General features: G+C 33.4%; 16 protein-coding genes. 10 read left to right on the forward strand and 6 right to left on the reverse strand.

Annotation, left to right across the window (positions count from 1 at the left end):
• Positions 1-9 precede the first annotated feature (9 nt).
• On the reverse strand, positions 10-1236 hold the full coding sequence (locus DXU93_RS02860) for a glycosyltransferase family 9 protein (protein ID WP_116879729.1): 1227 nt from the start codon (positions 1234-1236) through the stop codon (positions 10-12).
• Entirely contained in the window at positions 1226-4060 is a 2835-nt protein-coding gene (locus DXU93_RS02865; RefSeq protein WP_116879730.1) for a hypothetical protein, read from the reverse strand. The genes DXU93_RS02860 and DXU93_RS02865 overlap by 11 nt, the downstream gene beginning before the upstream one ends.
• A 220-nt stretch (positions 4061-4280) precedes the next feature.
• Between DXU93_RS02865 and DXU93_RS02870 the strand changes: the two genes are divergently transcribed.
• The 6 genes from DXU93_RS02870 (at position 4281) to DXU93_RS02895 (ending at position 9372) form a co-directional block, all read left to right on the forward strand.
• Entirely contained in the window at positions 4281-5240 is a 960-nt protein-coding gene (locus DXU93_RS02870; RefSeq protein ID WP_123776026.1) for a hypothetical protein, read from the forward strand.
• A gap of 135 nt (positions 5241-5375) precedes the next feature.
• Positions 5376-6065 (forward strand): 16S rRNA (cytidine(1402)-2'-O)-methyltransferase, encoded by a 690-nt coding sequence (gene rsmI / locus DXU93_RS02875; protein WP_116879732.1) that lies wholly within the window; start codon positions 5376-5378, stop codon positions 6063-6065.
• Positions 6058-7083, forward strand: a complete 1026-nt coding sequence (locus tag DXU93_RS02880; RefSeq protein WP_116879733.1) for a quinone oxidoreductase family protein — start codon at positions 6058-6060, stop codon at positions 7081-7083. Before rsmI ends, DXU93_RS02880 begins: the two co-directional genes overlap by 8 nt.
• An 11-nt stretch (positions 7084-7094) precedes the next feature.
• A complete protein-coding gene (locus DXU93_RS02885; RefSeq protein WP_116879734.1) occupies positions 7095-8174 on the forward strand; it encodes a glycosyltransferase family 4 protein in 1080 nt (359 codons plus the stop codon).
• 142 nt (positions 8175-8316) lie between these two features.
• Positions 8317-8706 carry an SRPBCC domain-containing protein gene (locus tag DXU93_RS02890; protein ID WP_262510722.1) on the forward strand — a complete coding sequence of 130 codons (390 nt, stop codon included), beginning with the start codon at positions 8317-8319 and terminating at the stop codon, positions 8704-8706.
• 108 nt (positions 8707-8814) lie between these two features.
• Positions 8815-9372: a DUF4256 domain-containing protein gene (locus DXU93_RS02895; protein ID WP_116879736.1), complete on the forward strand. Its 558-nt coding sequence runs from the start codon at positions 8815-8817 to the stop codon at positions 9370-9372.
• Here DXU93_RS02895 and DXU93_RS02900 read toward each other — a convergent pair.
• The 4 genes from DXU93_RS02900 to serS form a co-directional block, all read right to left on the reverse strand.
• On the reverse strand, positions 9340-9876 hold the full coding sequence (locus tag DXU93_RS02900; RefSeq protein WP_116879737.1) for a mechanosensitive ion channel domain-containing protein: 537 nt from the start codon (positions 9874-9876) through the stop codon (positions 9340-9342). The two genes, DXU93_RS02895 and DXU93_RS02900, sit on opposite strands and share 33 nt — an antisense overlap.
• Positions 9877-9986: 110 nt before the next feature.
• Positions 9987-10292 carry a rhodanese-like domain-containing protein gene (locus DXU93_RS02905; RefSeq protein WP_116879738.1) on the reverse strand — a complete coding sequence of 102 codons (306 nt, stop codon included), beginning with the start codon at positions 10290-10292 and terminating at the stop codon, positions 9987-9989.
• Positions 10293-10294: 2 nt separating this feature from the next.
• Complete coding sequence (locus DXU93_RS02910; RefSeq protein WP_116879739.1) at positions 10295-10555, reverse strand: rhodanese-like domain-containing protein; 261 nt, start codon at positions 10553-10555, stop codon at positions 10295-10297.
• An 88-nt stretch (positions 10556-10643) separates the two neighbouring features.
• Positions 10644-11915: a serine--tRNA ligase gene (serS, locus tag DXU93_RS02915; protein ID WP_116879740.1), complete on the reverse strand. Its 1272-nt coding sequence runs from the start codon at positions 11913-11915 to the stop codon at positions 10644-10646.
• 261 nt (positions 11916-12176) lie between these two features.
• Between serS and DXU93_RS02920 the strand changes: the two genes are divergently transcribed.
• The 4 genes from DXU93_RS02920 (at position 12177) to DXU93_RS02935 (ending at position 22567) form a co-directional block, all read left to right on the forward strand.
• Positions 12177-14480, forward strand: a complete 2304-nt coding sequence (locus DXU93_RS02920) for a T9SS type B sorting domain-containing protein (RefSeq protein WP_116879741.1) — start codon at positions 12177-12179, stop codon at positions 14478-14480.
• Between the two features lie 116 nt (positions 14481-14596).
• A complete protein-coding gene (locus DXU93_RS02925; protein ID WP_116879742.1) occupies positions 14597-17761 on the forward strand; it encodes a T9SS type B sorting domain-containing protein in 3165 nt (1054 codons plus the stop codon).
• Positions 17762-17777: 16 nt separating this feature from the next.
• Entirely contained in the window at positions 17778-19412 is a 1635-nt protein-coding gene (locus DXU93_RS02930; RefSeq protein WP_116879743.1) for a transcriptional regulator, read from the forward strand.
• 107 nt (positions 19413-19519) lie between these two features.
• Complete coding sequence (locus DXU93_RS02935; protein WP_116879744.1) at positions 19520-22567, forward strand: T9SS type A sorting domain-containing protein; 3048 nt, start codon at positions 19520-19522, stop codon at positions 22565-22567.
• The last annotated feature ends 28 nt before the right edge of the window (positions 22568-22595 follow it).

The following is a 22595-nucleotide window of genomic DNA, read 5'->3' on the forward strand; positions in this document are numbered from 1 at the left end:
TCACCGAGATTAAAGCGTTCTTCTTACCAATCCTAAAGTTTTTTGTCCTTTATCGCTGTAGTAAATCGTTTGTTGTTGATGCATTAGTTTTGGTTCAAATTGATCATCTAAGTGGTTTTTGGCACTGTTGAAAACCTCGTCAACTGAAATTAATTTCATACACACATTGTCGCCATTACAAGGCGAAATATTAAAATCATGAACACAAGGACTGCAGAATACCTTTTTATAAATCACGGTTGTATAAGCATTTCCACCATACTGATCTGGCGAACATGGCCCAAATAAGCACACTGTTGGTGTTTCACAAGCAAACGCAATATGCATAGGACCAGTATCATTAGTGATAACTAAAGTAGCATGATGAATCAAAGAAATCAATTCGTCAATTGACGTTTTTCCTGCAATGTTTTTCACATTTGGATGGTTGATTCCTTCGACAGTTTTGGTGCTATAAGGACGTTCATCTTTACTACCAACGACTAATATTTGCATAGATGGATAAGCAACAACCAACTGTTTTATTAGCGCTTTAAACTTATCTGCTCCCCACCTTCTTTCCAAGCGTAAATCTGAAGCATTTGGGTTTACAATAATGTATTTTTGATCTGGAATAGCATTATATTTTGGTGTGTTTTTATGAAGTGGGAAAAGTTTGTTTTTTGTATGATTTGTTCCAAAAAGCCGTGAAATTTGCAAATAAACTTCTGAAATCGGGACGTTATTGTTAAAAAACATCATGTGGGTATATATTCCCATATTGAAAGAACTAGAACGTAAATAAAAACCAATTCTATTCTTTGAAAAGGTAAACAAAGTAAATAAAGTACTGAAGTTTGAGTAAATTTCTAAATCGATATAAACATCAGGACGTTTTTTAACCAATTGATATAAGGCCGATAAAGTAGTTGAAATCAATTTAAATATTCCTTTATCATTAAGGCAAACAACGGTATCAATGCTATCAATTTTCTTTAGGACAGTTGCGTTGGCTTTTGTAGAAACAAAGATTATTTCAGCATCTGGAAACTGTTTTCTTAAGGCTTCTAGCATTGGAGTAGCTTGAATAATACTCCCCATTCCTTTGAATTTACAAACCGCAATTTTTTTAAAATCTCTATTTAAATTGTGATCAATACTCAATATTTTACCCACAATTCGCACCAAGAAATTCATCAAAAAAGCGATGGGCTTAATGAGGTAATTGTCTATTGCTAATTGATGTTTAGTCTTCAAATCGAATATCTTTAAACAAACTTATGCCTTCTATTGTTTCATATACAGAGTCCAAATATACAGCTTTTCCATTATGCCAATGGTAACTATTTGAAACTCTTATCATGTAGTGTTTTCCATATTCCGGATTGGTTTCAAACATAAATCTATCCAACTTATTGCCTGCCTTATCTAGTAAAGTAATGCTGTTTTTCATAGGATAAAATTCGTCCTTAAAAGTTATAGACAGATAAGCATTAGGATTTTCATTGGCCCATTTTTGAATATTTATGGAATCCAATTGATCTGTATTCCAATAATTTACTTTCTTTAATTCCTTAAAATCATCACGTTGATGATAGCCGTGAATGAGATGCGCCGCTTTTTTGTAATTATATTCTTTTGGTAAATCAATTAAACTGTCTTGTTCTATTGATTTTTCGTTGTTCAATTTAAAATCTTTGGCCACCCAAATGCTTTTTTCACTGATGATTCCATAAGGTTTATAGTTTTGATAAATATATTCTGAAATTAAATAATAACGCATTTCATTGGGAATTCCATCTGTTGCATCAAACCATGTTTTGGGATAAGAAGAGAAAACAACAACAGGAATCTTGGAAGGAGATAAATGCTGTAATAAATTCAATTGTGAATAATCGTCAATGCTATTTTGAAGATTCTGACAGAAATATCCAGGAACTTCTCTACCAGTGTAATAATATAACATCGGTGTATTTGAGAAGTCTAAAAATGTTTGTTCTTCTGTTAATTCTTTATCGAGAAATGCTTTAAAATCTTTGATCTTTTTCTCATGAAAACTAGCATTAACTTGCGTTCGTTTCACCTTTGTTTTGGCTGAAATTTCATTGTCTAATCTCAAAAAACAATTCTTTTTTAACGCTCTGTCGAAAGTTCCAAACTCAGGATCATAAGGAAAATACCTAAAGCTGAGAAACAAACTAAAACACAAAACGTAAAATAATGTAAGTCTATTGGATTTTACCATATTACGAAAAACGAAAATAAGTAAAAGACTAAGGGCCAAATAGAAAGTTGTAATTACTGCACCATCATTGTGTTCCGCATAACCATGTCTCACAATTCCACGCTGTGCATTCACCAATGATATTAAAAAGAAGAAAAGAGAAGCATGTAAAATGAATATATTTTGCTTTGTCACCACGTTAAAGTTTTCTTTTTTCCACAGTATAAATAAGATGTACATTACACATAACACAGCAATGCTAGGTAAAAAGAAATAGGAAATATAAAATTGATGAGGATAGTTGTATGCAATGTTGGTGTAACCATGAGCTTGACTTCCACTTACGTAATGGAGAGCGGTTCTAAAATGGTCTAAAATCGTTGAACTATCTCTTAAAATAATGGCCAAAATTAAGAGTGAAAGAACAGTCAAACCTATCCATAAACTTCCTTTTAAAAAGTGTTTCCAGTTGATTTTAATTGAAGCCGTAATGATTAAGAAAATAAAGTAGAAAAGAGTTGAAACCAATGCTGCATATCCAGTGTCGATACGCCAAATAATAAGTAGAATTAAGGAAGCAATTAGATAAAAATACAGTTGGCTTGTTGATTTTCTCTCAATGCGACGAATTATCATAAAAGGAAGAATACAAAATACAAGGTCACTTGAAAACACTTGCGTTAAAAATGGAAAAGCAAGAATGATAAGCAGTGAAAAAGCGGTGTTTTTAAATAGTTTTTGGAGTAGATAATAAACTACGAATAAGAATATTACGTGATTAAAAAAAGCATAAATTTGAAAGTCCAATCGTTGATTAAATCCAAAAATTAATGAATAAAGTATACCATACCATTGCTCAGAAAACATGTGAGAACTCATGAAGTCAACAAATGGAATTTCATTGAATTTAAAAATATTGTGCAGTGCATTTGCCGGATTACCCAATTCAAATACTTCGGTGTTTTGTTGTACAATAGGGAAGTAATAAACCAACAAAGCAAAGGCGACAATAACAGAAGGAGCAATGTATTTTCGGAAAAGAAAAGCAGAATTTTTTAAGCGATTCTTCCTGAATTTAAGATGGGTATAGTATCCAATAGAACAAAGGAGAAACAAGAGTAAATAGAGTTTTCTATACCCTATAAAATCTGAGCCTTTTTGATATTGAAGTAAAACCAATTCGACAGAGATAAAAGCCAAAATTGAAAACAAAACTAAAGGAAGAAAAGCGTAGTTTATTTGTCTTATTGAAAGCTTTGTGTATCGATTTATTCCATAAAAGAAAATCATCAAAACAATGGAAATAATGATATAAACTGGGAGAAAGTTACTCGAAATTCCTAAGTAAAGTACAGCAAAATAGAGGAGGAAGGCATACCCTAAAACAGAATGACTCAATAGCTCTGATTTGAATATTTTAAAACTGGATTTAGCGCTGTTTCCAAGGAAATAACAACTGATTTTAAACAGCAAAATAAAAAATAACGTACTGATTAATAATTGTGTTTGAACTCCAATAATTTGAAGTAATTGAATAGAAATACCAATACTACTTAAAAATAAAACACTTGATTTTTGGTGATTTTGAAGGCGTATTTTATCAAAAGTAACTGAAAATACCTTTAGCAAAACGACCATTAAAAGGAGGAGCCTAAAAATCAAACCATAAAATAAATCAACACGAGACTGAATAGAAACACCATCAACCGTAGCTTGACTAATGATGAGTTTATTCATCTTTTCTAATGTAAAGTCAGTTGAATCATATCCAAAAATCAAGATTAAAATACTTGTAAAAAGAGCAGTGAAAAACGTATGTTTCTCAATTTGTAACAAATATGAAAAAGGGTTTTTCATTTAATAAATTGAAATATGATTTTGGACAATTCACCTCAAATTTAAGTTTTCAAGTGTAAACATGTGATTTTTCTTGTAAAAATGTTGGAAAACAGTTATTCATATTTTGATTTTCAAGTTTCTGAGACTAGAGTGTAGAGTTCTAGGATAGTAAAAACAATGCTGTATTTTTAGCGTAAACATAATTAATTGTGTAACTATGTAAAAAAATTCAACTACTATGAAAAATTCAACTTTTAAATCCACCATACGATTTAATCGATCAAAAGCTGCTGTATTAGGACTGTATTTATTAATAGGAACAAGCCTAAACGCACAATTTGCATTCTATTTGCGCCCAACAGTGAATATGAAGACAAATAAAAGCACTTTTGGGACATTACATCAAATGAATTCTTATAATTCAGTTACAAATGAACATTTTACCTTTGTAAACAGACCTATGTTTTTAGATGGTCATATTGATTTGGGAGTTAATGTAGGAGTTCAAATAAAAGAAAAACATTTTATAGAATTAGGAATTTCATCAGATCATTCTAGCATTGGAAGAAGCCTTTTAACCCATTCAACTGTAATTGATAATGAAACTGGGGAAAGTTACATGAGAGATGCATATTCACACAATACAACAAGTATTTATTATTGGAGAATATCTGCCGATTACCACAATAATTTCTGGAAAAACAAAAAAGAAACCATAGCTTTTCGAAGCATGGCAGGAATAGGTGTTTTACTTAATCCTAGTGGTAATAGAAATTATAGTGCAAATGGAAGTGCAAGTGGTCCGGGATTATTGAGTAGTGATGATTTCGGGTTTGGAATTATTAATGAAAACTATGGAAACGATGAAATGCATCAAATAGAACCTGACGTTTTTATAACGGATTACGTAAGTGAAATTGAAATTTATCGTGGTGTTTCACCTTATGTTAAATTTGGATTAGGAGTTGACTTTAGTACAAAAAAAGATTTTCATTTATTCTCTTTTGATGTTTCTTATATACTTAATTCTATAGTTGTTCAACAGCAAGAAAGTAAAATTACTGTAATGGATCATGGCACTGAAACAAATTATAGATATAATCAATCTAGCAGAAGTTCAGGACTATATTTTACTTTGTCGAGAAAATTCCAAGTTCATCCATGGATTCCTTTAAAAAGGAAAAAAGATCAGATTTAAAATCACATAAATTATTTTAATTGTTCACTTTTATTTTATCAAAATGAATAGCCCAATAATCCTTCTGTAGCTTTTACTTTTATTAATTACCTTTATGGCTTGATATACATTTATATCATTTTATTTTGATTAATTATGAGTACATTATACGTTGTTCCCACGCCAATTGGTAATTTAGAAGACATCACTTTGCGAGCGCTTCGCATTTTAAAAGAAGCTGATTTTGTTTTGGCTGAAGATACCAGAACTACTGGACAATTGTTAAAACACTATGAAATTTCAAACCAATTGATTTCGCATCACATTCACAACGAACATAAAACCGTTGAACGAATGGTTGATCAAATTAAATCGGCTAAATCTGCCGCTATTGTTTCTGATGCAGGAACTCCTTCAATTTCGGATCCGGGTTTTTTATTGGTGCGTGCGTGTATAGAAAATGATATTAATGTTGTTTGTTTGCCAGGTCCATCTGCAATCATTCCTGCAATTGTAGGTTGCGGATTTCCGTGCGATAGCTTTATTTTCGAAGGTTTTTTACCCCATAAAAAAGGGCGTCAAACCAAATGGAAAGCCATAGCAGAAGAACCTAAGTCTGTTGTTTTATATGAATCTCCTCACCGTTTAAAGAAAGCGTTAAAAGAGATGGTTGAATTTTTAGCACCGAACAGACAAATTTGTGTGGCTAGAGAAATATCTAAATTACATGAAAATTTTCATCGTGGGACAGCCGCTGAATTATTAGAATATTTTGAAGAAAAACCACCAAAAGGTGAAATCGTAATTGTGATAAGTGCAAAAACAAAAGAGCATAAGAATGACTAATACAGTAATTCAACTTACTCAATTTGGAAAGCCAGAGGAAGCTTTTTCTTACACAGAATTAACAATACCAGGTCCACAGCATGATGAGGTACAAATAGCTGTAGAGCGCTTTGGAATTAATTATGCCGACGTGATGGCACGTGAAGGAAATTACAAAGAAACTCCTCCACTTCCATGTGTTTTAGGATATGAAGTTGTGGGTGAAGTCACTAAAATCGGTAAAGATTGCCCAAAAGCATTACTCGGAAAAAGAGTCGTTGCGTTTACCCGTTTTGGAGGATATAGTCAATGCGTAAATACTAAACATGTTGCAGTGGCAGAAATTGGTGATTACGATGGAAACAAAGCATTGTGTCTGGCTACGCAATATGTCACTGCTTTTTATATGAGTCATGTTGCTACGACCATTCAAAAAGGTGATAATGTGTTGATACATGCAGCGGCTGGAGGGGTAGGAACGGCATTGATTCAAATATTAAAGCATAAAGGGGTAAACATTATCGCCAAGACAGGAAGTGATTCAAAGACCCCTTATTTAAAAGCCTTAGGAGTAAACCATATTGTGAATTATAACAAAAGTGATTATGCAGAGCAAGTAAAGGGAATTTTGAAAGATGAAATTCTGCATACGAGTTTTAATCCTGTTGCGGGTTCAACTTTTAAGAAAGACTTTAAGCTTTTAGGTTTAACAGGAACACTTGTCCTATTTGGAGGAAGTGAACGCTCTGGTAAAAAATGGGGAATTTTATCTACTTTGAATTTTGTTCGTAAAATGGGAATTGTAATCCCGATTGGACTAATGATGCAAGCCAAAAGTATTATTGGCATCAATATGTTGAAAGTAGGAGATTTAAAACCACTTACATTACAATATTGTTTGGAAGAAGTTGTTCGAATGGCCCGAAATGGAGAAGTAGAACCGCAAGTAAGTGCGGTTTATTCTGCGAAAGAAATTAGTGAAGCACATGCTTTTTTAGCTTCAGGAAAATCGACCGGTAAAGTAGTTCTGGAATGGTAAAAGTAAATTAAATGAAACCTAGAATCGTAATCTTTGCACCATATCCTAAAGGAACAGCTCCTTCACAACGTTTTCGTTTTGAACAATTTATTCCTTTACTTGAAAAAGAAGGCTATGAAGTTATTTATGATAGCTTTTTGGACCAAAAAACATGGAATTTACTCTATACAAAAGGTAATTTTATAAAAAAAGGACTGGGAATGCTTGGTAGCTTTTTTAAGCGGGTAGGAGCTATTTTTCGATTGAAAAAATCTGATATTCTCTTCGTTCACCGTGAAATGTCGCATGTTGGACCTCCTATTTTTGAGTGGTTTGTGGCAAAGGTTTTGCGCAAGAAATACATTTATGATTTTGACGATGCAATTTGGTTACCTAATTATAGTGAAGTCAATGCAAAAGTACATTGGTTAAAAGGATATTGGAAAGTCAATTACTGCATGAAATGGGCACAACAATTAAGTGTTGGAAATGACTATTTAGCGGAGTATGCCTCACCACACAACAAAAATATTACAGTAATTCCTACTACAATTGATTTAGAAAATCATCACAATAGAATAACAGATCATACTCACTCTCCCGTTGTGATTGGTTGGACAGGGACACAAACGACTTTGCGATATTTGGATGTATTGATTCCAATTTTAGCAGAATTAGAAAAAGAACACAATTTCATTTTTCGTGTGATTTCGAATGAAAAACCACAATTCGACCTTCAATCTTTAGATTTTATTCCTTGGAATAAAGAAACTGAAATCAAAGACCTTGCAACATTCCAAATCGGTGTGATGCCTCTTATAGAAGACCAATGGTCGAATGGAAAATGTGGATTCAAAGCACTACAATATATGGCGCTTGAAATCCCCACAATTTTATCACCTGTAGGTGTCAATACCAAAATTGTAAAAGATGGCGAAAACGGCTATTTATGTTCTTCAATTGAAGAATGGAAAACACGTTTAGTAGAACTACTAACAAATATAGAAAAACGCAAAGCGATAGGAAAGGAGGGTAGAAAAACGATCGTTGAAGAATATGCTGTGAAAGCGAATTTAGGGAAGTATTTGGAGGTTTTGTCTAAAAATAAATAACATGTTTTATTCATCAAGATCTTTTAAAATTCGCCATAAATATTTCAATTCTTGATATTTGTCAAGTAGATTTTAATTCAACTTCCTCAATTTTGTCCCATCATTAAAACTAAATAAAATGGGATGAGAAATTCAATCAAAAATTAAGATTAAGGCCACAAAAGAGGAGGTTTGGAATGCACTAACTGATTTTAATAAGTTTCCTATTTGGAATCCGTTTATAATTTCTATTTCAGGAAAGTTGGAAATAGGCAGTCAATTAAATGTAAACATCAAACCTCCCAACGGAAAAAAAATGACATTCAAACCAAAATTGGTTACTTTGGAAGAAAATGTGGAATTGACCTGGTTGGGTCGTTTTTTATTTCGTGGAATATTAGATGGAAAACATACTTTTAAAATTATTGAAAAAGATGAGGGTTCTGTAGAATTCATACATAGAGAAAGATTTAGCGGTGTACTTCTATTTTTTTTAGGGAGAAAATTTATGCAAAACACAAAAAGCGGATTTGAAGAAATGAATTTAAGTTAAAAAAAAATAATGGAGGAAGGGAGCTAGAATAAAAAAAAAGTGTAATTTTCTAAAATGTAAATATCTTGATACAGATATATTTATAGCTAAACTAACACCAAAATAAAAATGAGTACAACACTTTCTAAAAAGGAGATCAATTCCCTATTGAGAACATTGAAATCTCGTTTCGAAAATCATCTTGAACGCCACAAAGAAATTAAATGGGAAGACTTATTGGAGCGTTTAACCTCTAACCCAGATAAATTAGTTACCCTTCACAAGATGGAAACCACTGGTGGGGAACCAGATGTTGTTGAATATGATAATGAAACGGATACTTATGTATTTGTAGACTGTGCTGTCGATAGTCCAAAAGGAAGAAGAAGCCTATGTTATGATCAAGAAGCATTAGAAGCCAGACAAAAGTCCAAACCTAGAAGTAATGTAATAGATGTAGCTAAAGAAATAGGAATTGAATTGCTTACAGCAGAACAATACAGAGAGTTACAAAGTATTTGTCAAATGGATACTAAAACCTCGAGTTGGTTAAAGACACCCGAAAAAGTGAGGAAACTTGGAGGCGCAATATTTGGAGATTTCCGTTATGATCAAGTGTTTATTTATCATAATAGCGCCAAATCATTTTATATTTCAAGAGGTTTTCGTGGACTTGTGCGTATTTAATTTTTTACGCTCTACTTTTTTACGCGTGACCATTTTTTGAATAAATAAATTACTAGGTATTGTTATCAGTGCATCATCATTATTGGTAATTGTAACAAAGAAAATACCGATATCAGTAATTCTACCTCTTACGGGATGATCAATATCAAATATTTCTATTTCATCTCCTATTCTTGCAGGATAATTGAAGAATATAATAAGTGTTGCAGTAATATTTGAAATGATAGACCATTGCGCAAAAAATGCAATTCCCAATACTGTGAGCAGGGATGAAACAAAAAACATTAATTCAGATTGTTTTACTCCCCAAATCAATAATAGGAAAGAAACGGAAATCGCTATTAAGATAAATTGAATGATTTTTTTGATGATTTTTACCCTTGCCGCGGATTTAGAGTATCTATCTGCAGCTTTATCTGTAGCCTTTTTTGTAATGTATATTAATATGATATAAGCTAAGAAAACAACGATTGATTCAATGATATGTAGTAAGTATGCGTCCATTAGTAACTCCTTTTAGGTAAGAAAGTAAAGTTAGCTTTTATGTCGACAAAAACCAAAAAAGTCACACCACATGGTGTGACTTTTTGTTAATTCTTATGAAGTGAAAAGGCTTAAAGCTTTCTGTTTAAATTAGCCCAACCACCACCATTGTAGACTTCAAAACCTTCGTTTTTTAAGGTGTTTTTAGCACTAACACTACGAACGCCAGATTGACAACATGTTATGATTATTTGGTCTTTTTTTAAACCTCCTATTTTATTTTTCAATTCTTGTAACGGAATGTTCTTCGATCCTTTAATATGACCTCTTTTGAATTCTCCTGGATTGCGGACATCAATGATGAGGGCACCATTCTTTTTCAACTCTTGAAAATCAGCCTTAGGTCCAACTCCAAATAACTTACTTAAAAACCCCATATTTACGAGTTTTGAGCTAGTTTGTTATTGACTTCCATCCAGCCTCCACCGTTTTCGCATTCGATTCCGTTGGCTTTTAAATATTGTTCTGCTTGACCACTTCTGTTTCCTGATGCACAACAAAGAATAGGGTTGTCCATAGCTCTAAATTCTTCAATTCTGTCAGGAACCTCCTGTAAAGGAATATTGATGCTTCCTGCAACATGTCCTCCCATAAATTCCATTTCTGAACGGACGTCAATTATTTTTCTATTCTTATCCATAATTTTAATTTTTAGATGAGTTAACAGTACAAATTTAGGTATGTCGATCAGCAATATCCGTTACTTTTGTAACATAGCCAAAAAAAGCTTACTTAATCTCCTTAAAATTCAAGTAATCCTCAAGCACTTCTGGAATTTCGATTCCCTCTGGTGTTTGATAATTTTCAAGTAATGCCGCTAAAATTCTAGGTAAGGCTAAAGCACTTCCATTCAAAGTATGACACAATTGTGTTTTCTTTTTGTCATTTTTAAAACGAAGCTTCAAACGATTGGCTTGGAAAGTTTCAAACAAAGAAACAGAACTTACTTCTAACCATTTTTCTTGTGCTGCAGAGTAAACTTCAAAATCATAAGTAATCGCAGATGTAAAGCCTAAGTCACCACCACATAATCTTAAAATTCTATATTGAAGTCCTAATTTCTCAAGTAAACCTTTCACATGGTTCACCATTTCTTCAAGGGCTTTTTGTGAATTGTTTGGATGTTCAATACGAACCAATTCTACCTTGTCAAATTGATGTAAACGATTCAATCCACGAACATCACTTCCATATGAACCCGCCTCTCTTCTGAAGTTTGGCGTGTACCCTGTCATTTTAATTGAGAAATTCTCATCTGGCAAGATTGTATCACGATAAATGTTAGTCAATGGAACCTCTGAAGTAGGTATCAAATACAAATTGTCTTTTGTTGCATGGTACATCTGACCTTCTTTATCTGGAAGCTGTCCAGTACCAATTCCACTTGCTTCATTCACCATTAAAGGTGGAATATATTCTGTATATCCTGCTTTTTCAGCTTCAGCTAAAAAGAAATTAATCAAAGCACGTTGCAATTTAGCTCCTTTTCCTTTGTAAAATGGAAATCCAGCTCCTGTAACTTTAACACCAAGTTCAAAGTCAATTAAATCATATTTTTTGGCCAATTCCCAGTGCGGCAATGCTTCTCCTGAAAATTTTACTTTTTGGCCAACTTCCTCGATGGTGATATTATCCTCTTCAGATTTTCCCGCAGGAACAATTTCTAAAGGAACATTTGGCACTTCGTAGAGTAATTCTTGAATTTTTGCTTCAAGTTCTATAACTTCATCTTTAAGTGATTGCTCTTTCTTTTTAAGTTCGGCAGTTTGCTTTTTAGCGACTTCTGCTTCTTCTTTTTTACCCGATCCCATTAATTTTCCAATCTCTTTGGAGACTTTATTACTCTCAGATTGAATTGTTTCCATTTCTGTTTTTTTAGAACGCCATGATTCATCAAGGGTACTAATTTGGTTGAGTTGATTACTGAAATCAACGCCGCGCTTTTTCAATCCTTCAATAAGAGCATCTTTTTCTGCTCTAATTCTTGTAATTTCCAACATAATGTATCGTTTTAGAAAAAGCAAATTTAAAAGTAATTGCTTGAAAATTGTTGTCTAGAATCATTATTCTTTAAATTCTTAACATCATTTTTGTAGCTATTATATGTATTTTAATTTTCATCACTGTTTTCGACTAATATTTTTACAAAATACAGGAGAATTTTAAGACTTTATAATTGCAAATTATTTAAGTTTAACTCAAACAACCTATATTTGTGAGATACGTCTTTTTAATCAAAGGCGTGAATTTAACTATTGTACATGAAATTTATGACATTTAACCAATTTACCATTATTGGTATTTTACTTCTTATTTCAAGTAGTATTAGTGCTCAATGTGCCCAAAATACACCACCAAATCTAGGAAATGACACCATTTTATGTCCAGGAAATACATTGCAATTTGATTTATCAGGAATGCCGAATAACCCTGTATTCTTGTGGGATGATGGTACGAATTTAGCCACTAGAACAATCTCAACTCCTGGGATATATTATGTTGATGCAAAATATATTGGAACGAGCATTGTAAATAATGGTGATTTTTCTCAAGGAAATACAGGCTTTTCAACAAATTATACAGTTGGAACTGGAGGCAGTTGGGGTCAGCTATCATCACCTGGAACTTATGCTATTAATACTTCACCAAGCAACGTTCACAATAATTTTACTTTCTGTTCAGATCATACCGGAAATAATGGCAATATGATGATTGTGAATGGAGCGAGTACACCAGGAACAGATGTCTGGTGTCAAACGGTTAATGTAACTCCTAATACAGATTATGAATTTAGTACATGGATTACAAATGTGATCAATAGTACGAATGTTGCAAATCTTCAATTTAAAATCAATGGGACAGTTATCGGAAATCCATTTCTAACCTCCACTGTTGGCTGTGTGTGGGATCAATTCTTTTCTATTTGGAATTCTGGAACAGCTACTTCAGCAACAATTTGTGTGACTAATTTAAATAATTCTGGAGGAGGAAATGATTTTGCTATTGATGATATATCTTTTGCCCCAGTTTGTATTCAGTCAGATACGATTGAGGTCGAGTATAATAATAACCCTGTTTTTACTTTGCCAACTTCTTACGATGAATGTGATGGTTCGACTTTAACTTTAGATGCAGAAAATGTTGGTTTTGACTATGAATGGAGTTCAAATGAAACAACACAAACTATTCAAGTTAATACTTCAGGTACTTATTCAGTAACTGTTTCTGATGGTGGTTACTGTGATGCTAATCAAGAGTTTAATGTAACTTTTCATTCTCCTCCTAATGCAGGAGCAGATGGGGTAGCTGATTTTTGTGATACGGACTTGAATGTCGATTTATTTAGTTTACTCGATCCATCTATTGATGCGTCAGGTACATGGTATGATCAACTTGGAAACCCTATTACCAGTGGACAATTAGACATTAGTAATCTTGCGGGCTTTAATCAATATGATTATGTACTCACAAGTCCATTTTGTCCTGATGACACAAGTTCGTTTGACCTAGATATCAAAACCTTCTTAAGTGCAGGGACTGACTTTACAGAACAATTTTGTAATGATGGCACAGTTGATTTAAACACTTTTATTTCAGTTACAAATCCAGGAACATGGACCTCAATTGATGGATTAGGCGGAAATATTTTCAATCCAAATACAGGAGTATTAACGCTAGATGGGTTGACGAAAGGAGATTATACTTTTGAATATGTTGTGTATAGTGACGCACCTTGTACTTCAGACACAGCAGTAGGAATAATTCAAGTGAGTGAACTTGCCCAAATTCAGTTTATTTCCGATCTTACAGAAGGCTGTAGTCCGCTCACGGTAAACTTCTCTGACATGACCATAGTAAATGGAAGCAAAAATTACACTTGGTATGTAGATGGAGTTCAGGTAGGAACAGACAGTACGATGACCTATTTATTTGATGATGTGAGATGTTATGATATCACTTTGAGTATAGAGACAGATAATTTGTGTTTGAAGACTTATACAGAAAGTCAAATGATTTGCGTGAATCCAGATCCAATAGCAGATTTTAAGTTTTCACCGGCAAGTATCTTCTCAGATAATCCTGTGGTAAGTTTCACCAATGAATCACAGTTAAACGCCAATAATATTTGGGATTTTTCAGGTTTAGGGGGAAGCAATGAAATCAATCCCGATTTTACCTTTCCATTTGGAGAAGAAGGAGATTATGAAGTAACGCTTACGGTATATTCACCTAAGGGCTGCGTTGACTCAACAACTCAAATAATACCTATCCGAGATCAAACGATTTATTATGTTCCGAATGCATTCACGCCAGATGGAGACAATATCAACAACGTATTTAAGCCAGTAATGACGGTAGGAATAGATCCTCAAATGTATAAATTTGAAGTCTTTAACCGATGGGGAGAAAAAGTATTTGAATCAAATGATTATGAAGTAGGATGGGATGGAACCTATGGAGGTCAATTGGTTAAAGATGGAATGTATAACTGGAAAATCACCTTTACCGAATTGAAAACAGAGCTAGTGATTACCCAAATGGGAACAGTGACTTTACTTAAATAAATCATGTAATTAACCAATTAACGCTAATGTAGACTAAATGTAGGCGTTTAAATTTAATATAGTCATTGAAAAAACAATTACTCTTATAAAAGTATATAATAATTATAAAGGTTAGTATGAATAAGTTAATTTTAATAGCATTAGTTTTTACATCAACAATGTTAAATGCGCAAATTTCACCAGGAGGTGTTGGAACAGTAGATTTAACTTCTTGGTTTCGTGCAGATGATTTAGCTGTTGGAGATGTCACATCCTGGACTACACAATTCCCTGCAGGGGCAGGTGCGGTAACAGTTACAGATGGACAAGCTCCTTATCCTCAGTTGGAACTAACCCCAACTGGAGCAATTTCAAATTACAACAGAACTATAAATTTCAGTGGGAATACTTTTGCTGGACAAAACTTAACAACTGTCCAAGGATTAGGAAATGCTAATCCACCAGCTTTATTAAGTAATGCCTATGCGACTGATGAAGGCTCTTATTTTTGTGCTTATATGCTACCTACGCCAGCTTCAATAAATCATCACATCACTTTGTACAATGATGGAAATACTGGGTTACAGGTTAGAAATCTCGGAGCGAATTCAAGAATAGCGCTTGGAAAACTCCCTTCTAATTCAACCAATGCTGTAAGAAATTATTCTGATGGTAATATTCCAAACATCGTTTCATACAAAGGGAATAGATCAAATTCTACAAGTATGAAAGCCTATAATAGAAGTGATTTAATTCCAACACCCATAGGAGCTTCTCAATCTTCGGGTTCTGATGGTTTATATATTGGATATCACCCTTCTATTGGAACTTCTGCCTACAATGGTTTTATTCACGAAGTGATATTTTTTGATCGTGATCTTACTGATATTGAAATGCAAAAGGTGGAGACTTATTTAGCGATTAAATATGGAACAACCTTAATTCACAACCCAACCAACAATTCAGGGGATTACCTCGCTACAGATGGAACAATTATTTGGGACGCCAGTAATGCACCTGCTTTCCACAATGATGTAATAGGAATAGGACGTGATGATGTTGAAGATTTAAATCAAAAGCAATCTCATAGTTTTGATGACAGTGTAAGGATATATATTGATGCCTTGGTTCAAGCAAATGAAAACAATCTTGGAACAATCAATACAGATTTGTCATATGTAACCATGGGACATAATGGAGGGTTTTTATGTGGTTCTCCAACAGGAAATTCAGAAGCTCCAGCACCTGTTACCTCTAGGTTAGAGCGAGAATTTAAAATTACAAACACAAATTTCAATCAAGATTTTAATATTGATTTTATCATTGACACATGTAACTCAATCGCAGGAATTGACCCTACAAACATTCGATTGATGATTGATACAGATGACGACTTCTCGAATGCAACTTTGTATGCTCAAGGAGGTGGTTTAACTTTTAGTGTGGCAAGCGGAACGTTGACTGTTACTGGACTGTCTACAGCACATATTCCAATGAATGATACCCGTTTTATGACCATTGGTTATGTTGATGAAAGTTATACTATATCAGATTCAAGTGGTCCTATTTGTATTGGTGAAGAAGGATGGGTGGTCTTCCAAGTTAATAATTCTACTACACCAATAGATGTTGAATATACAGATGGAGTAACAACAACAGTAATTAATGGAGTAGAAACTGGAGATACATTGTTTTGGACACCTAACTCGACTACAACATACGATTTTACACCACTATCAAGTTTAATCAATTGCTGTAGTGCGAATGGTCCACAACCTTTTACACAAGTTGTTAATCCTTTGCCTACAATTACTCTTGATCCATTCAATGATACAATTTGTATTGGTGAAAACGTAACCTTAACTGCCAATGGAGCAAATACATATGTTTGGGACAATGGAGTTCAAAATGGAGTTCCATTTCAGGTGAATACGACCACAACTTACGAAGTAACAGCAACAGATGTGAATGGTTGTGTCAATACATTAGATACAAATGTTGTAACCAAAAACCCACCTAGTGTTACTCCTCCAAATCAAGTTTTTGAAGCCTGTGATACTGACCTCAATGTGGATTTGTTTTCTTTCCTTGATCCAGCAAATGATGCAACAGGAACTTGGTATGACCCACAAGGAAATCCAATTCCAGGAGGTCAATTAGATGTGAGCAACCTTGCGGGTATAGAGCAGTATGATTATGTGCTTTCAAGTACATATTGTCCTTCAGATACAGGATTTTTCGATTTAGATGTAAAAACTTTTTTAAGTGCCGGAAACGATTTCACAGAACAGTTTTGTAATGATGGCAATGTAGACTTGAATAATTTTGTTTCTGTAGCGAATCCAGGAAGTTGGACATCAATGGATGGCCTGGCAGGAAATGTATTCAATCCAAATACAGGAATATTGGTACTTGATGGCTTGGCAAAAGGAGATTACACTTTTGAATATGTTGTGGTAAGTGATGCACCGTGTTCTTCAGATACAGCTGTAGGAACGATTCAAGTAAGTGAAATGGCGCAAATTCAATTCACCTCAGATGTTTTGGAAGGTTGTAGTCCATTAACAGTAAACTTTTCAGACATGACAATTGTAGATGGAGCTAAAGATTACATTTGGTATGTAGATGGAGCTCAGGTAGGGACAGACAGTACAATGACTTATGTTTTTGATGAGGTAAGATGTTATGATATTACCTTGAGTATTGAAACAGACAACCTGTGTTTGAATACACATACAGAAAGTCAGATGATTTGTGTAAATCCAGATCCAATAGCAGAGTTTAAATACAGTCCAACAAGTATTTTTTCTGATAATCCTGTGGTAAATTTCACGAATGAATCTCAGTTGAATGCCAATAATATTTGGGACTTTGCAGAAGAAGGAGTGAGTAATGAAGTAAATCCTAGTTTTACTTTCCCATTTGGAGAAGAAGGAGATTATGAAGTTACATTAACAGTAGTTTCAGCCAAAGGATGTATAGATTCTACCACACAAATAATTCCTATCCGCGACCAAACGATATATTATGTTCCGAATGCATTCACGCCAGATGGAGACAATATCAACAACGTATTTAAGCCAGTAATGACAGTAGGAGTAGATCCTCAGTTGTACAAGTTTGAAGTCTTTAACCGATGGGGAGAGAAAGTATTTGAGTCAAACGACTACAACATTGGTTGGGATGGAACTTACGGAGATCAATTGGTTGCAGATGGAATGTATAACTGGAAAATCACCTTTACCGAATTGAAAACAGAGCTAGTGATTACCCAAATGGGAACAGTTGTTTTGATTAAATAGTTATATTTAATGCCTAATGAGGTATAGCGCCATTTTTATTACTGTAATACTATCAATATTTACCTTTTATAGTCACTCAAAAGCAGAGTATAATGGTGAACAGAATAGGTCGTTTCAGGAACTGAATGCACAAGAAAAACTAAGTGAGGAAGAATTACTGAGATTCATCAAAGACCATGAAGAAAAAGGGGAGTCTTGGAATGGTGAAGTCATTAATTTTGTGGTGAATAAAGCAAACCTTTTTAAAGGTTCAGAATCTTTAATTTATGCTGAGTTGTGCTATCATATTGCACAGATATTATACAATGAAAACAAACTATACATTACTTATCAATATTTAGATAATGTAAGTACCATACTAAAAAATCATGATGTAACGAAAATTGACTTTGCAGAGCGATTTTACGAATTAAAAGGCACCTATTTTTACAATTTCAAAAAATTTGAGGAAGCAAAACCATTACTTTTAAAAGCAAGAGCCTTATGTCCTGATTCTAGTTCCAGAAGAATTAATATCGAGAATACACTAGGTTTAACATATATTCAATTAAAAAAAATTGACTCCTCTATATACTTTTACAATGAGGCATTAAACATAGCTGAAGCCTTAAACAATAATGAATGGATAGGAATTATTAATGGTAATTTAGGTCATATTAATTATTTGGAAGGTCATATTGAAAAAGCAAAACGTTATTTATTAATTGACAAAAAACTTAGTTTAGAAAAAGAACAAAACGTCAGTGCCTTAAACGCCATTGCTTTTATTATCAAAATAGGATTCGATGAAGAGAATATGGAATTGGTAAACTCAAATATGTTGATTTTAGACTCTTTGATTGATTACGTCAATGGATATAGTCCTCTTATGACCTATTATGATACAAAAACTATTTATTGGGAACGATTGAAAGATTATGAAAAAGCCTATAAATATTATAAAAAGAGTATTGCTTATCAAGATTCTTCAAAATTGGCATATGATCAAGCGAACTTACAAAACATGATTTTTCAAATTGAATTTCAAAAAAAGAAAAATGAAAGTGAGTTAAAAATTGAAGAAGAAAGACGAAAAGGACAGTACTTTTATGGATTAGCAATTATACTATTAATTATTTCGATTGCTTGTGTATTCATCATTTACCTACTTAGAAAAAGAAAAATTGTTGAACATAAGGTTTTGGAACTTGAAAAGGAAAAAATTCATACAGACCTTCAAAGAAATGAAGAAAAACTAACAGGGATTTTAAAAACCCTTTCTGAGAAAAATGAGATCATTGAAGTTTTACACAATGAAATCATTAAAACGGAGAAGCTGAAAGCGAATACTGAATTGGAAAAGGAAAAAGTTCATATTTACGAGAAAATCAATTCTTTTACATTACTAACTGAAAATGATTTGTTGGAATTTAAACATTTATTCAATAAAGTTCATCCAGGATTTTACAATTCATTGATCAAAAAACATTCAGATTTAACAAATTCTGAAATTCGATTAGCAATGTTGTTAAAGCTTAATTTAACAAATTTAGAAATGTCGAGGATACTTGGAATTTCTCAAGATTCGGTTAGAAAATCAAATTTAAGATTAAGGAAGAAATTAGGAATAGCATCTCAAAAAGAGTTGTTGGAATTCATAAAGTCTGTGTAATACGGCTAAAATAGTGAGTTGTCTCGTTTTTGTCTCGGTAAAAAATCGTTATTGATTAGAACAGAATGTAGATTTGAGTCATAGAATTTATTTAAAACTACATTATTATGATACTCAAACACTCTATACTAATCTTTGTATTAGTCAATTTCTTTGCGGGCTTTTCAAAAGCGCAAATTTATGAAACAGTTCTTGATCAAGGAACGGAACAAAGCACAACAACCCCTTTCTATAGTTATTATGGCTATAGCTACAATCAAAGTATTTATCTCGCCTCAGAATTTTTACCGGCTGTTCAAGGAACGCCAACAGAAATTTCTAGCATCAGCTTATATAATGTTTCAGGAAATGTGAATAGTACTGATGATTGGACAATCTTGATTGGTCAAACCACTAAAACGGATTTTTCTAATGGTTCTGATTGGGTAAATTCCGCAAATTTAGATACGGTATTTCAAGGTACTGTTACCGCAAATGGTGCAAATAGTTGGATGGAGCTTACTTTAGACACTCCTTTCTTATGGGATGGGGTATCAAATATTGTTGTTGGATTCCGAGATCAAAGACCGGGTTATACCTTTAGTCAAATCTCTTGGGGAACTTATGATGTCGCAAATACTCGTTCGATTACGACGAGAAACGACGGTACAGTACCAAACCTCCAAAATCCTCCAACTGCTCAAAATACACATCAAGAGGTTCCAAAAATTAAGTTTCAACATATTAATTATGTTGATTGTCAAACACAAAACTTTACGGGTACTTATGATTTTAACGTAAATCAGACTACATTATGTGAGAATGAAATGTTGAGGGCTTCTTTTGATGGTTTATCTTATGTAAATGGTCTGAGTTTTCAATGGCAAGAATTAAATGGTGGATCTTGGGTTGATATTGCAAATGCAGATTCAACAGTGTATGAAAGTACGATGTCACAAACTACAGATTTGAGATTAAAAATATCTTGTGCCGCTTCATCAACAGATTTTTATACAACGAATCAATTAATAACAGTAAACTCAAGCCCAAACTTAACAGTAAACTTTAATGATGTTGCTTATTGTGCGGGTAATCCAGCGGCAATTATCGCTTCAGGTGCAGATACATATGCATGGTCACCAAGTAATGGTTTGTCAAATTCAAATACTGCTCTAGTAAATGCATCACCGAGCAATATTACTTCATATACTGTTACCGGTACATCCGCAAATGGTTGTACTAGTGAAGAAACTGTAAAAGTAAGTCCAATTGATCAAGTCGTTATCGATTATTCTATTAGTTCAAGTAATCTATGTAGTGCTCCAGCAATTGTTGATTTGGATGTAATTAACTTACCATCCTTAACAGGAAGTTCAACATGGGAATACACATTCTTGGATGAAAACAATGCCACTTTAGCAGCGTGGAGTAGTGCCAATAGTATTTCAATTAATGCAACGACCGACTCTGTTTATAAAGTGAAATACCAAGTAAGATCTACAGAATGTCCATCAATAATCTATGAATCGACTTTAAAAGATGTAATCGTTGGATTTGGAACTGATGTTGATGTTGAACATTATAACTGTATCAATCTTGGAGGTTCTATTGAAGCAGTAAACGATTTTGGTCAGAGTATCGAATCTTTGATTTATGATAATGATTTAACGGATCCGAACAATGTAACTGACATTGCCTTTTCTGGTGATGCAGAAATTATTAACGGAAGAGCTGTTATTACTCCTTCTGCAACTTCATCTTCAGGAGCAATTGTTATTTCTCCAAGTAATCAAGTTTTAGGACCTAACAATTCAATGAACGTTAGTTTTGATTTAACTGCTGACTTACCGATAAATAATTGGGGTACGGGAGGTGCAGATGGAATTACATATTCATTTGCAGATGATATTAATGTAAATGCAAATAACCCACATAATGGTTCAGGTTCAAAATTAAGATTGAGCTTTGACTCTGCAGATAACTCTCCAAATATTGCTGGAATCTATTTGATTTACGGTCAAAATAATACAAATGCACCAAATCCAAATGGTCCAAATACACTTGCGTATGAAGGTGATATCAGTATTTGGAAGGATAAAACAGACATTCCCGTTGAATTTTCAATCGTCAATGGTTTATTTAGCTTAACAGTTAATGGTACGCTTGTTTTTGACAATGTTCAGTTGCCAAACTCATATTTAACCGAAAACACCACTTCATGGGAGCATGCATTTAGTGCTGGAACAGGTGGTGATGCGATGAGACATGCAGTGAAAAACTTTAGTATTTCAACGAAATCATACGAGTTTGGAATAACAACTGATGCAACTAATGCCCCAACACAATGGCAGTCACATGGTGCGTTTAACAATGTTCAACCTGCAACGTATTATCTATGGATGAGAAAGGATGCAGCTTCAAATTGCCAAAAAATGGTGAAAGAAATAGATGTAATAAACACGAATCCAGTAGTTGATTTGGGAGGGAATTATAATATTTGTGAAGGAGATTCTTTAGAATTAGACGCTCAAAACCCAACTTCTTCTTATATTTGGAATGGAACGAATATCGTTTCACAAACAAGAATAGTTTTTGATTCAGGAATTTATACGGTTCAAGTAACAGATACTTTAGGTTGTATAGGGATTGGTTCAACAGTTGTTGAGGTTGAAGAATCACCAAATATTTCAGGTGTAGATGTTGTACAACAATCGACAGGTGTAACCGTTTTTAATGTTCAAAATGCTCAAAATGGATATACTTACGATTGGGATTTTGGAGATGGAAACACAATAAATAATGGAGCATCAAGTGTAAATCATTTTTATGCTACATCAGGAACTTATAATGCTATGGTAACAGTTTCAAATAACTGTGGAGATACAACTATAACAAGAGAAGTTGTTATTACTTCAACATTAGGTTTGACAGATGATGAAAATGGTGAAACATTGAAGGTTTATCCAAACCCAACAAGTGATTTGTTTACAGTTGAGTTAGGTAATACTAAGTCTGCAAATATTTCGATCTACAACACTACAAGTGAGCTTGTTGAAGAATTTAATGACGTGATTAAAAATATTAAAGTTGATACTAGAAATTGGAGTAGAGGAGTTTATCTTGTGCACATTTCAAGCAAAACTAAAAAGGTAATAAAGAAGCTGATTGTTCAGTAAATTGTGTAGTAAAAGGTGGTGAGTCCGA

This window comes from Brumimicrobium aurantiacum (genome assembly GCF_003402975.1).
Lineage (GTDB): Bacteria > Bacteroidota > Bacteroidia > Flavobacteriales_D > Crocinitomicaceae > Brumimicrobium > Brumimicrobium aurantiacum.

Excerpts from the sequence above, each read along its gene's own strand:
- DXU93_RS02910 (WP_116879739.1), bottom strand. The coding sequence starts at position 10,555 with ATGGATAAGAATAGAAAAATAATTGACGTCCGTTCAGAAATGGAATTT.
- DXU93_RS02880 (WP_116879733.1), top strand. The coding sequence starts at position 6,058 with ATGACTAATACAGTAATTCAACTTACTCAATTTGGAAAGCCAGAGGAA.
- DXU93_RS02920 (WP_116879741.1), top strand. The coding sequence starts at position 12,177 with ATGAAATTTATGACATTTAACCAATTTACCATTATTGGTATTTTACTT.
- DXU93_RS02905 (WP_116879738.1), bottom strand. The coding sequence starts at position 10,292 with ATGGGGTTTTTAAGTAAGTTATTTGGAGTTGGACCTAAGGCTGATTTT.
- DXU93_RS02930 (WP_116879743.1), top strand. The coding sequence starts at position 17,778 with ATGAGGTATAGCGCCATTTTTATTACTGTAATACTATCAATATTTACC.
- DXU93_RS02895 (WP_116879736.1), top strand. The coding sequence starts at position 8,815 with ATGAGTACAACACTTTCTAAAAAGGAGATCAATTCCCTATTGAGAACA.
- DXU93_RS02885 (WP_116879734.1), top strand. The coding sequence starts at position 7,095 with ATGAAACCTAGAATCGTAATCTTTGCACCATATCCTAAAGGAACAGCT.
- rsmI (WP_116879732.1), top strand. The coding sequence starts at position 5,376 with ATGAGTACATTATACGTTGTTCCCACGCCAATTGGTAATTTAGAAGAC.
- DXU93_RS02935 (WP_116879744.1), top strand. The coding sequence starts at position 19,520 with ATGATACTCAAACACTCTATACTAATCTTTGTATTAGTCAATTTCTTT.
- DXU93_RS02925 (WP_116879742.1), top strand. The coding sequence starts at position 14,597 with ATGAATAAGTTAATTTTAATAGCATTAGTTTTTACATCAACAATGTTA.
- serS (WP_116879740.1), bottom strand. The coding sequence starts at position 11,915 with ATGTTGGAAATTACAAGAATTAGAGCAGAAAAAGATGCTCTTATTGAA.
- DXU93_RS02865 (WP_116879730.1), bottom strand. The coding sequence starts at position 4,060 with ATGAAAAACCCTTTTTCATATTTGTTACAAATTGAGAAACATACGTTT.
- DXU93_RS02900 (WP_116879737.1), bottom strand. The coding sequence starts at position 9,876 with ATGGACGCATACTTACTACATATCATTGAATCAATCGTTGTTTTCTTA.
- DXU93_RS02870 (WP_123776026.1), top strand. The coding sequence starts at position 4,281 with ATGAAAAATTCAACTTTTAAATCCACCATACGATTTAATCGATCAAAA.